Here is an 11,995-nt window from a genome sequence, read left to right as displayed (position 1 = left end):
TCACTGAATTGAGGTTTTTTGTATCCAAATCATTGCCTGAAACAGGTGCACGTTATTTACAGGTGAAGATCAGTCTTCATTCAGGATAGGCACTTCTAAACCCATCTCTTGCATAATCTTTTTAACTTCTTCTGGTACTTTTTCTGGATTATCTTTACGTAAGTCTTCATCGTTTGGCAATGGTTGGCCAGTAAATGCGTGTAAAAATGCTTCGCAAAGTAATTCACTATTTGTTGCATGTCTAAGGTTATTAATTTGACGGCGAGTACGCTCATCAGTTAAAACCTTTAATACATTTAACGGGATCGAAACGGTGATCTTCTTAACTTGTTCTGATTTTTTCCCGTGTTCTGCATATGGGTGAATATATTCACCATTCCATTTAGCCATAAGATGTATCGTTGCCTCAGGTTGTTAATTGTTTGCGCGACCATTTTGTAGCGCAAAGATGCGGAAATTCTATCGTTTTAAAAAAGATAGTCAAATACTAGTTATTTAGCCATCTAGGGGTATAAATGTTTTGACTTCTTAAATTTGATCATCTAACCTTTTAGACGTCTAAACATCCAGTTAATATAGGTGACGGTATGAGCAAAAAAAATAAAGCGACAATCGCAGTACGTAATGGCATTGATGCTGATAAACATCACGGTGCTGTTGTGCCTCCTATCCACCTATCGACCACCTATTCATTTGCCGATTTTGATACTAAGCGCGAATATGATTATGGCCGTAGCGGTAATCCTAATCGTGATTTACTTGGCGAAACACTCGCAAAGCTTGAAGGCGGTGCCAAAGGCATTATAACTGCTACCGGCATGGCGGCAGTACATTTAGCAACACAATTACTAAATAGTGATGATACGTTAGTCATTCCACATGATTGTTATGGCGGCAGCTACCGTTTGTTTACTTCGCTTGAAAAGCGCGGCTTATTAAAATTAGTGGTTCTAGATTTAACAAACGCTGAAAACCATCAAAAAATACTTGAGATTAAACCTAAGCTAATTTGGATTGAAACACCAAGCAACCCAATTTTACGTTTAACTGATATTAAAGCGATTACGACAATTGCAAAGCAGTGCGGCGCTTTAGTTGGCGCAGATAACACGTTTTTATCACCGGCCTTACAAAACCCAATTGAATTTGGTGTTGATATTGTTGTGCATTCAACCACTAAATATATTAATGGCCACTCCGATGTTGTTGGCGGCGCTGTCATTGCAGCAACACAAGAGCTGGGTGACGAGCTTGCTTGGTGGGCAAATAATATTGGTATTACAGGTGCACCATTTGATAGTTATTTAACATTACGTGGCCTGCGGACTTTAAATGTACGTTTACGTCAGCACCAAGAAAATGCCTTTATCATTGCGCAATATTTAGAAAGTTCACCCTATGTGAGCCAAGTATATTACCCTGGTTTAGAATCTCATCCACAACATCAGTTAGCAAAACAACAACAACGTGGTTTTGGTGGCATGGTAAGTTTTGATATAGCTGGTGATGTAAATGATGCAGCAGCATTTTTAACGAGCCTAGAAGAATTCAGTTTAGCGGAATCGTTAGGCGGTGTAGAAAGCCTAATATGTCACCCTGCAACGATGACTCATGCTGGTATGGATGCAACAGCTCGCTTAGAGGCGGGTGTGGGTGATACGTTGATCAGAATTTCGGTGGGTATTGAAGATGTAAAAGACTTAGTTTCTGATTTAGAACGTGTGTTTAACAAAGTTAAGCCAGGCCAAGGTAATTGTAGTTCGACGACTACTAAGAGTAACTCGACGCAGCAAAGTACAGAGCAAACAAATTCATTCAAATTAACGCCTGCACATACGGCTTTGTGGTAATAGAAAATGGTAAATATAGTTCATAAATTTGGCGGTTCAAGCTTAAGCTCCGCGGAGCGTTATCAAGCCGTAGCAAATATTATTTTAGCACACACCGAAGCAGGTGACTGTGTCGTTGTGTCGGCAGCAGGTAAAACAACCAATACGTTGGTTAAGTTATGGCAAAGTTATCAGCAAGGTGATCAACAAGCCGTAAGTGATATTTTATTACAGCTTGATAATCATCAGCGTACTTTGATTGAGCAGCTATTAAGCCCAACAGCGCAATACGACGCAATTGATGTGTTAAAGCAAGAGTTAGCCTTAATAGCACAGCAAGCTCAACAGCAAAGCTTACAGGAAGCTTCATTGCTTGCTCACGGTGAAGTATGGTCAGCCCGTTTATTGGCTGCTTATTTACAGCAACTAGGACTTGAGGCGAAAGATATTGATGCGCGCCAGTTATTTACACTTAATGACGGGCAGTTGCTGCACCAAAAAAATCAACAAGCATGTGCAGACTTGGTTTCGGCTAACTGTATTAATGTTGTAACCGGTTTTATTGCGTCAGATTGTCAGGGCAATACGATTACTCTCGGGCGCAATGGCAGTGATTACAGTGCCACTTTATTAGGGAGTTACTGTCATGCTAATCAGGTGTCAATTTGGACCGACACGCAAGGTGTATTTAGTACTGATCCGCGTAAAGTTAAAAAAGCGCTTAAGTATTCTAAGGTCTGTCGTGGTCAAGCTAATTTACTTGCGCGTTTAGGTAACCCTGTTTTACATGCTAAGACGTTATCACCTTTGAAAAATACCGACATAAAACTAGTGGTACGCAGTAGTTATGATACGGATGCCAGTGCCACAGAAATTGTTAAAGAAGGTTACAGTAAAGCTAAACGGTTTATTACGACGTTGGAGAATATTGATTTACTGCGCATTGATCAGCTTCGTGCTGGTGAAGTGGGAGAGTTAAGTCAGATAATTCAACATAGCCTGCATCATTTTATTCAAAATGGCGATACATACCTATTAGTACCAGCAGAAGCGACGCATCAAGTCGTCAGCCACCTGCAAGGGCGAGCTAATATTATAGAATCAAATTTACATGGTTGTGCGGTTGTTGCGCCACGCAATGATGTAACTCAGTTACTTGAGCAAGCAACGCAGGTGCTGAGTGAGCAAAGTTTAGCGCCGCGTTTTAGTCATCAAGATAATGATTATTTACTACTGCTTACCGATCAATCTATTGATAGCGATGTACTTACATTACTGCATGACAAGTTAATAAATAAAGGTCAAGAGCTCGCGATCATTGTTGCTGGTATTGGTAATGTAGGTGAGGTATTTATTGATCAATTAAGTCAGCAGCTTAATCGCTTACAGCAGCATTTTAGTGTCAAGCTCGTTGGTTTATTGCGTTCACGTTCTATGTTATTTAGCCCAAGTGGTATAACACTTGAACAGTGGCAAGCGCAATGGCAAAACGAGGCTGTAGACTACCAAGAAGAAGATCTGTTAGCACATATTGGTGAATTAGATTACGAACATAAAGTAGTGATTGATATTACAGCGAGTGAAGCGTTTAGTAAGCTTTACCCTGCGTTTGTTAATTTAGATTGTCATATGATTAGTGCTAATAAATATGCCGGTACAGCAAATAACGACTGGTATCAAAGTTTGCGTCAAAACTTAGCTGAGCGTAACTTATTGTGGCGTTATAACACCAGTGTGGGTGCCGGTTTACCGATTAACTTCGCATTAGCTGATTTACAAAACAGTGGCGATTGTATTACTCATATCGAAGGGGTTTTTTCGGGTACTTTATCTTGGTTGTGCAGTAGCTATGACGGTAGTGTAGCATTTTCAGATTTAGTATTAGAAGCGCAGAAGATGGGCTTTACTGAGCCTGATCCGCGCGAAGATTTATCTGGTCGCGATATGCAGCGCAAGTTGCTTATTTTAGCGCGTGAGCTTGGACTTACGCTTGAGTTAGATGATATCGCATTAACACCGTTAATGCCTACAGAGTTAGCACAAGGGGATTGGCAGTCATTCTTGGATAAAAAACATTTACTTGATAATTTTATTGCTGAAAAAGCGCAAGACGCGGCCAAAGATAATAAAGTACTGCGCTACACTGGCGCATTATCAATTCTTGATGGCAAAGTAACGGCTAAAGTTGGTTTAGCCTATGCAACACAAGGCGATGCACTTGCTAATTTAACACCAGGCGATAATATTTTTGTGATTAACAGCCAGTGGTATAGCGATAATGCGTTAGTTATTCAAGGCCCCGGCGCAGGTAAAGAAGTCACCGCTGCGGGTGTGCATTCTGATTTATATTGGTTAGTACAAAACTTAAAGTGATGCCAAGTTAAGTTATGAGAAACATAACAAAAAAGCGCCAAGTTGGCGCTTTTTTAGTTTAAAAGAGACTATATTCTGTTTAAAATAGCTCTTCTTCCGTTTTCGTGTCTTCTTCAAATATATTTTCTACATCTTGCAGTACATATTTAGTAGGTGCAGTACCTTTATCAAAATATTCAAAGCGGCTAGTGTAGTCATTCTTTTTACTTAATAGTCCTGTTGCTAAGTCGATACGTACCGACACTAGATCTTCAGGCGGTTCGATCGGCGCCTCAGGCTTACCATCAAGCGCTACACGCATAAAATCAACCCATGCAGGCTGTGCTGTTTTTGCACCAGACTCAGCACCGGAGATTTGAGCACTGGATAAGTTATTGTTGTAAGTTGAGCGTCCAAGTGGATTGCCTGGATTATCAAAACCTACCCAAACGGTTGTTAATACGTTTCGATTGAAACCACTAAACCAAGTATCAACAGAGTCATTGGTTGTACCAGTTTTGCCAGATAAATCGCGTCGATCTAATGCTTGTGCGCGCCAACCTGTACCACTCCAGCCTGTTTTATGACTCCAACTGCCACCACCCCATATAGCGCTGTTCATAGCGTCAGCAACTAAGAATGCATTTTGTTTAGAAATGACACGTGGAGCACAGCGGGGGAGGGCGGGTATATCTGCGTTATTTTGGTCGTGTTGATTTAATTGTGTCGTTGTTAACGTTTGATCTGCAAATAGCTCATTTTCTATAGCATCACAGGTTAACAAAGGCTCAGTTTTAAATAGTACTTCACCAGTAAAGTCTTGGATTTCGCTTATAAAATAGGGTGAAATCAAATGGCCACCGTTTGCAAATGCACTCATACCACGGGCAAGTTCTATCGGTGTTATTGAAGCACTGCCTAATGCCAAAGATTCACTGCGATTGATATCTGTATTTTGAAAACCAAACTTAAGTAAATGATCCGCTGTACGCTGCAAACCAACACCACGTAATAAACGCACTGAAATAACGTTTTTAGATTGTGCTAAGGCGCGGCGAATACGAATAGGACCATTATATATCGCAGGGCTATTTTTAGGTCGCCATGCAACACCTAGGCTTTTATCCCACTGATTAATTGGCGCATCGTTTAAAATTGAGGCCAGCGTATAACCACTGTCAAGCGCAGCAGAGTAAATGAAAGGTTTAATATTTGAGCCGACTTGTCGCTTTGCTTGAACTGCACGATTATATTGGCTTTGTTCAAAGCTATAGCCGCCGACAATGGCCTTAATTCGGCCATCATTAGGGTCTAAAGACACTAATGCACTTGATGCTTCAGGAAGTTGGCTAAGTACATAGCTATTGTCTTTATTTTTGCGAAGCCAAATTTGCGCGCCTGGGTTGAATATATCGCTTACTTTTTTAGGCGGAAAACTTTGGCGGTAGCGCGTAATGTATTTACGCGCCCATTTTAAACCATTCCAATCAAGCGTCACTTGTTCGCCATTTTTGAGTAACGCAGTTGCTGTTTTTTCATCAACGCTCAGTACGGCTGCTGCCAGTAATGGGCCAATTTCCTTTACTGATTTGAGTTTATCTATAATATCAGCGTGGCTTAATGCGGTTTGAGTCTCAAAATCCCACAGTAACTGCGTTATACCTCGGTAGCCGTGGCGCATATCGTAAGCATGTAAATTATCAACAATTGCTGTTTGAGCTGCTTTTTGTACATCAGACTCAACGCTGGTATAAACTTTAAAACCAGTGTTGTAAGCGCGTTCATAGCCATAGCGTTCGACCATTTCTGCGCGTACCATTTCAGAGATATAAGGTGCGTATAACTCAATCTCAGCACCATGGAAACGGGCTGTAATTGGCTCGTTAATCGTACTTTCGTAGAGTTCACGCGTTATGTGTTTTTCATCAAGCATTCGGCCAAGTACAACGTTTCGTCGAGCTTTAGCACGTTCGGGATTACGAATAGGGTTTAAGGCAGAAGGGGCTTTTGGTAAACCTGCTAGCATCGCCATTTGTGCTAAAGTTAATTCCTTCAGTTCTTTTCCGTAGTATACTTGAGCTGCAGCACCAATACCGAAAGCACGATTGCCTAACTCAATCTTATTAAGATACAAAGCAAGTATTTCATCTTTGGTTAGTAAGTTCTCAATATGCAGTGCAATGAAGATTTCTTTAACTTTACGAATATAGGCTTTTTCTCTTGTTAAGAAAAAGTTACGGGCAAGCTGCATTGTAATAGTACTTGCGCCTTGTTTTTTCTCGCCAGTTGAAACAAGCACTAGCGCTGAGCGTACGATACCGATAGGATCAATGCCTATATGATCGTAAAAACGGGAGTCCTCAGTAGCCAAAAGTGCATCAATTAATGGTTGAGGGATCTCATCTATCGTAACGGGAATACGTCGTTTTTCACCAAATTGGTTGATGAGCAGTCCGTCGCGAGAAAAAACTTGCATCGGTGTTTGCAGTTGTACATCTTTTAAAACTTGCACACTGGGGATGTCAGATTTAACGTAATAATAAAGGCTTAGTAAAGTAATAAGCCCAAGAAATGTGCAAATGATAAAAAATTGTAAAGTTCGTTTGAATAAAATCACGTATATTTTCCCGAAATGGACTCCCAATTAGAATCGTAGACTGATAGTATATATTGATTAAAAAATGAATAATATTTTTTCAGACAAAAATTATAACTTGTTTATTATTAAAACAAAGGCAAAGTTGCAAACATGTTAAGCCAATTCTTTAATAAGTCGTCATCTGTGATGATAGGGATAGACATCGGTTCACACGCTATCAAAGCGGTGTTACTGAATGAAACGGACAGTGGCTATCGGCTAGAGGCGTTAGCAATTGAGCCCATGCCCAAAGGCGCAATGTCCGAACGTAGCATTCAAGATATTGAAGCTATTGGGAACATTATAAATAAATTAAAACGTAAATTGCCTAAGACGGTTCAATATGCAGCGGTTGCAGTATCTGGGCAAACCGTTATAACGAAAGTTATTTTTATGGATGTTACGCTCAGTGATGCCGAACTGGAATCACAGATAGAAATAGAAGCAGATAGCCTTATTCCCTATCCACTTGATGAAGTTAGCCTTGATTTTGAAAAACTGGCAACCAATGAAGCAGACCCATCAAAAATGAACGTATTGCTTTCAGCAGCTCGAACAGAGAGTGTTGAAGCGAGGGTCGGTGCACTGGAGGCTGCAGGTTTGACTGCCAAGGTTGTAGATGTTGAAAGCTACGCGTTAAGCCGTGCTATGGACGTTTATTATCAACAACTACCAAGTGATGCATTTAACAAATGTGTTGCTGTGGTTGATATAGGTGCGGTATTGATGTTGGTCAGCGTGGTGCTCGGCGGTGAAACAATCTATACGCGAGACCAAGTTTTTGGTGGTGATCAATACACAAATAGTATTGTAGCTTACTATAACAAAAGCTTTGATGAGGCCGAGATAGGTAAAACAACGGGTGATTTACCACCTAATTATACCTTTGAGGTTCTAGCGCCTTTTCAAACTTCGTTACTACAGCAAGTTCGACGTTCCGTACAAATGTTTTTAACCACCAGTGGCAAAGATCAAATAGATTACATTGTTTTGACTGGTGGCACAGCCATGATAGATGGTCTTGATAGATTGTTAATTGAAGAGTTAGGTATACATACTATTGTTGCTGAGCCTTTTGAAAATATGGATGTTTCACCTAAAGTTGACCGCAATGTGCTCAAGCGTCATCGTACGCAGTTTGCAATTGCAACAGGACTGGCATTAAGGAGTTTTTCATCATGCCACATATAAATCTGCTGCCATGGCGTGAACAGCAACGAAAGCAATCACAAAACAAGTTTGCTACGATCTTATTTTTGGTGGTGTTTGTGAGCTTTTTGAGCATGTATATGCTGAGCACGTATTATGGCAATCTTAGAGATGGTCAAAATATTAAGAATAACTATTTAAGTACTGAAATAACTCAGTTAGACATGCGGATTCGTGAAATACGAGAGTTAGATAAAAAGAAAGAAAGCTTGCAGCAGCGTATGCGACTAATTGAAGAGTTGCAGAGTAACCGAAATCTTGGCACCCAAATTATGGATGAAGTTGCCAAAATTGTACCAGCCGGAGTTTATCTAACGAAGTTAGAGCGCCGCGGTAATACAATTCATGTGGTTGGGCGTAGTGAATCTAATAATCGTCTATCGACAATGCTACGCGAAGTGCAAGGCTCCTATTTATTAGAAAAGCCCACCATGCAAGGTATTGTTGCGGGTGAAACGTCATCACGTCTGTTGAGTGATTTTAATATGGAATTTTATGTAAAAGCCTTTGATAAAATCGGAGAGGTAAAGCAATGAGCCTTGATATCAAAGCATTGACAGAAATCGAATGGAATGAGATCGAATTAGAAAACATTGGTGATTGGCCAATTGTAGTGAAAATAATTTGCTGTGCATTTATTGCTGCCTTAGTCTTGTTTTTTAGCTACAGCTTATTGGTTTCTGATGAGATTGACAGTTATCATAGCTCTGTTTCGCAAGAAGTTGAGCTGCGAAGCACTTATCGTGTTAAGTACGCTGTAGCCAGCAATTTAGAAATTTATCGCCAACAAATGGTTGAAATGGAAGAGAAGTTCTCTCTACTTTTAAAGCGATTACCCACCTCGAATGAAACGCCTGGTTTGCTAGATGACTTATCATATGTAGGCACTACAAGTGGTTTAACCTTTTTAAAAATTGGTTGGCTACCAGAAGTTGAAAAAGAATTTTATACCGAGTTACCGATTAAAATTGAAGTGGTAGGGACTTATCATGAATTTGGAGACTTTGTCGGAAAGGTAGCTCAACTGCCGCGTATTGTAAGCCTGCATGACTTTTCTGTTAATAGTTTTAGCTCAGGAAAGCTAATATTTAGTGTTGTAGCGAAAACATACCGCTACGAGAGTGAACCCAAAAAAGTAGGGGCTAAAAAATGAAAAAGTTAGCGCTTATCTTTTTTGCCACCGCACTGATCACAGCATGTAATGATGATACCTCTGAACAAAAAGAGTTTATTGATCAGGTTAAAGCCAGTACAACGCCAAAAGTTGAGGCAATCCCTAAGCTAATTCAGTTTGAGCATTTTGAATATAACTCGCGACAACTACGTAGTCCTTTTGTTGCACCACAGCCTGAAATTATTCAAAATAATATGATACAAGTAAAAAACTGCCTACACCCAGATCCAAAGCGTATGCGTGAACCTTTAGAAAAATACCCTTTGGATAATTTAGCGATGAAAGGAACATTAGGGTCAAGTGGTGAAATGTGGGCATTAATAAGAGCCGCAGACGAAACCCTGCATAGAGTGACTGTTGGGGATTATTTAGGTTTGTATCATGGCGAAGTTCAAAATGTTAAAAGTGATTTTATAGAATTGTTAGAATTAATTCCCGATGGGTCTGGTTGTTGGAAAGAGCGCCTGACGAAGCTTGAAATGTTAGAGGCGCCAAAGAATGACGCGAGTTAAAAATCAAAAAGGTAAAAATAAAATGTATAAGGGAGTATCTTGGAGTCGTCGCATTCATCATGTCATGTTTGTTGTTGTAGCCCTGTTTATAACACAGTCAGCGATCGCAGCACCGCTGTTATATGATATTCGCTATAATCCTTTATTAGCTGGAGAAACGGAATTACAGCTAGTATTTGATGAAGAGTTAAAACAAGCACCTAAAGTTCAGGTGTTTAATAACCCAGCTCGCATTGAAATGCGTTTTAACGCAATGGATGTTGACGATGATCTTGGTGACGTGCAAATCAACCAGTCAGGTATAGTGAAAGTTAGCAGTGTTGCCACTGATGGTAATTTAGTTGTTACTGTTCACTTAGAGCGATTAAAAATTTATCAAACTAAAGTAAAAGATAACCTTTTATCACTGCATGTTTCAGATAACCCTTTAGCAATAGAGGCGACTCCAGAAGGTGAGGCTAGTGACGCCAATGGCAGTTATATAAACAGTATTCAATCGATTGATTTTCGCCGTGGCGAAAAAGGGGAGGCGCGCGTTCTTGTCTTCTTAAAGGACACTCAAGCGGCTATTGATGTACATGAAAGTGGTGGTAAGATTATTGTAGACTTCCATCATACAGATATTCTCGATGAGCTTTTGTATGAATTGGATGTGCTTGATTTTGGTACGGTCGTCAGCTCAATTGAGACATTTAAAGAAGGTAGTGTAAGTAGAATGGTGGTTGCACCTAATGCAGCTTTTAAATTTACTTATCAGCAAATAGAAAACATTCTTACTTTAAGTGTAGAAAAAGATAATACTCAACGTTCATATTTAGATGGTGGCAAGGAATATCAGGGTCGTCCTATGACTCTAAATTTTCAAGACATCTCAGTACGCGCCGTTTTGCAAATTATTGCAGGGTACAACGACTTTAACTTGGTAACGAGTGATTCTGTTGAGGGAAATATTACTTTGCGCTTAGATGGCGTTGCCTGGGATCAAGCCTTAGATGTAGTCTTAAGAGTTAAGGGCCTAGATAAGCGTATGGATGGTTCAATCTTAATGGTTGCTCCATCAGAGGAATTTGCAGAGCGTGAAGCGAAAGAGCTTAAGGCAAAGCAACAAGTTGAAGAGTTAGAGCCGTTATACAGTGAGTACATTCGTTTAAATTATGCAAAAGCAGAAGAGTTTGCTGATTTATTAAAAACGGATACTAACAGTATTATAAGTCAGCGCGGCAGTGTATCTGTTGATAAGCGTACTAATACGCTTCTAATTAAAGATACGGTTGGTAGTATTGAAAGTATTCGCCGAATGGTTGAAACGCTAGATATCCCAGTAAGACAGGTTTTAATAGAATCTCGTATGGTAACAGTGCGTGATAATGTAAAAGAAGATTTGGGTATTCGTTGGGGATTCAGTGATCAGCAAGGCAGTGATGGTATTTCAGGGACTTTAGAAGGCGCTAATACAATTTCTAATGGCACAATACCAGGTGTATCCGATCGCTTAAATATCAACTTACCTATTGCGAACCCAGCGGGCAGTATTGGTATGCACGTTGCTAAATTGGCAAATGGTACTTTGATAGATTTAGAGTTAACGGCGTTGGAAGAAGAAAATCGCGGTGAGATTATCGCAAGTCCACGTATTACGACTGCAAACCAACAAAAAGCGAGGATTGAACAAGGTACTGAAATACCTTATGTAGAATCAGCTTCAAGTGGTGCAACAACCGTAACATTTAAAAAGGCAGTACTAAGTCTCGAGGTGACGCCTCACATCACACCAGATAATAAAGTGATACTCGATTTAGTAATTACCCAAGATACACGTGGTGATACAGTACAGACGGGAACAGGCCAAGCGGTTGCTATTGATACACAGCAAATTAAAACGCAAGTATTGGTAGAAAATGGCCAAACAATTGTACTGGGTGGAATATTCCAACAACAAATCATTAATTCAACCAAAAAGGTACCATTATTGGGCGATATTCCTTATTTAGGCGTATTGTTTAGAAGTACCAGTGAGTTTAATGAGAAAAAAGAGTTGTTGATATTTGTAACACCTAAGATTCAAGTTGATTAATTTCGCTCTCGACTTGTGTTAGTTTAATATTTTTGTAGCGTTTTATTTTTTAGTTGGTGAGTACTTAAATACTCACCAATTTGGATTTTAAACGGCTATAATATGAGAATGTTTTTACCCATATTGAAATGTAAATGTGGGTAAAAATAGAGAGAATGGTGGAAATATTGTGTTATTAAGCCATAGAAAAGTTATGGCTTAGGTATC

General features: G+C 39.8%; 9 protein-coding genes. 7 read left to right on the top strand and 2 right to left on the bottom strand.

The annotated features are described in order from the left end of the window. Positions 1–69 precede the first annotated feature (69 nt). The gene (gene metJ, locus HJP15_RS11785) at positions 70–390 is read right to left on the bottom strand and encodes a met regulon transcriptional regulator MetJ (RefSeq protein WP_054204883.1); all 321 of its coding nucleotides are present in this window, start codon (positions 388–390) and stop codon (positions 70–72) included. 197 nt (positions 391–587) lie between these two features. Between metJ and metB the strand changes: the two genes are divergently transcribed. Further along, positions 588–1,850: a cystathionine gamma-synthase gene (metB, locus tag HJP15_RS11780; RefSeq protein ID WP_170173854.1), complete on the top strand. Its 1,263-nt coding sequence runs from the start codon at positions 588–590 to the stop codon at positions 1,848–1,850. A 6-nt stretch (positions 1,851–1,856) separates the two neighbouring features. Further along, the gene (metL, locus tag HJP15_RS11775) at positions 1,857–4,202 is read left to right on the top strand and encodes a bifunctional aspartate kinase/homoserine dehydrogenase II (RefSeq protein ID WP_170173853.1); all 2,346 of its coding nucleotides are present in this window, start codon (positions 1,857–1,859) and stop codon (positions 4,200–4,202) included. A 79-nt stretch (positions 4,203–4,281) separates the two neighbouring features. On the opposite strand, the gene HJP15_RS11770 is transcribed toward metL, so the two are convergent. Continuing rightward, a complete protein-coding gene (locus tag HJP15_RS11770) occupies positions 4,282–6,798 on the bottom strand; it encodes a PBP1A family penicillin-binding protein (protein WP_170173852.1) in 2,517 nt (838 codons plus the stop codon). A gap of 132 nt (positions 6,799–6,930) precedes the next feature. Here HJP15_RS11770 and HJP15_RS11765 point away from each other — a divergent pair, with 132 nt between their 5' ends. From HJP15_RS11765 to HJP15_RS11745, 5 genes are read left to right on the top strand one after another with little or no spacing between them, the layout of a single operon-like run. Further along, positions 6,931–8,010, top strand: coding sequence for a pilus assembly protein PilM (locus HJP15_RS11765; protein WP_170173851.1), 1,080 nt, complete (start codon positions 6,931–6,933; stop codon positions 8,008–8,010). After that, positions 7,998–8,564, top strand: a complete 567-nt coding sequence (locus HJP15_RS11760; RefSeq protein ID WP_054204878.1) for a PilN domain-containing protein — start codon at positions 7,998–8,000, stop codon at positions 8,562–8,564. Before HJP15_RS11765 ends, HJP15_RS11760 begins: the two co-directional genes overlap by 13 nt. Continuing rightward, positions 8,561–9,181: a type IV pilus inner membrane component PilO gene (locus HJP15_RS11755; RefSeq protein WP_054204877.1), complete on the top strand. Its 621-nt coding sequence runs from the start codon at positions 8,561–8,563 to the stop codon at positions 9,179–9,181. The genes HJP15_RS11760 and HJP15_RS11755 overlap by 4 nt, the downstream gene beginning before the upstream one ends. Then, complete coding sequence (locus HJP15_RS11750; protein WP_054204876.1) at positions 9,178–9,714, top strand: pilus assembly protein PilP; 537 nt, start codon at positions 9,178–9,180, stop codon at positions 9,712–9,714. Before HJP15_RS11755 ends, HJP15_RS11750 begins: the two co-directional genes overlap by 4 nt. A gap of 22 nt (positions 9,715–9,736) precedes the next feature. Next, positions 9,737–11,788, top strand: coding sequence for a type IV pilus secretin PilQ (locus HJP15_RS11745; protein ID WP_405633184.1), 2,052 nt, complete (start codon positions 9,737–9,739; stop codon positions 11,786–11,788). Positions 11,789–11,995: the final 207 nt, after the last annotated feature.

This window comes from Pseudoalteromonas sp. NEC-BIFX-2020_002 (assembly GCF_013002825.1).
In the GTDB taxonomy this organism is placed as follows: domain Bacteria; phylum Pseudomonadota; class Gammaproteobacteria; order Enterobacterales; family Alteromonadaceae; genus Pseudoalteromonas; species Pseudoalteromonas neustonica.
Note: the sequence above shows the minus strand (reverse complement) of the source record. Positions and strands in the feature narration are given on the sequence as shown.

Bases quoted from the DNA above. Each gene is read 5' to 3' on its own strand.
- metJ (WP_054204883.1), bottom strand. From the start codon at position 390: ATGGCTAAATGGAATGGTGAATATATTCACCCATATGCAGAACACGGG.
- metB (WP_170173854.1), top strand. From the start codon at position 588: ATGAGCAAAAAAAATAAAGCGACAATCGCAGTACGTAATGGCATTGAT.
- metL (WP_170173853.1), top strand. From the start codon at position 1,857: ATGGTAAATATAGTTCATAAATTTGGCGGTTCAAGCTTAAGCTCCGCG.
- HJP15_RS11765 (WP_170173851.1), top strand. From the start codon at position 6,931: ATGTTAAGCCAATTCTTTAATAAGTCGTCATCTGTGATGATAGGGATA.
- HJP15_RS11760 (WP_054204878.1), top strand. From the start codon at position 7,998: ATGCCACATATAAATCTGCTGCCATGGCGTGAACAGCAACGAAAGCAA.
- HJP15_RS11755 (WP_054204877.1), top strand. From the start codon at position 8,561: ATGAGCCTTGATATCAAAGCATTGACAGAAATCGAATGGAATGAGATC.
- HJP15_RS11750 (WP_054204876.1), top strand. From the start codon at position 9,178: ATGAAAAAGTTAGCGCTTATCTTTTTTGCCACCGCACTGATCACAGCA.
- HJP15_RS11745 (WP_405633184.1), top strand. From the start codon at position 9,737: ATGTATAAGGGAGTATCTTGGAGTCGTCGCATTCATCATGTCATGTTT.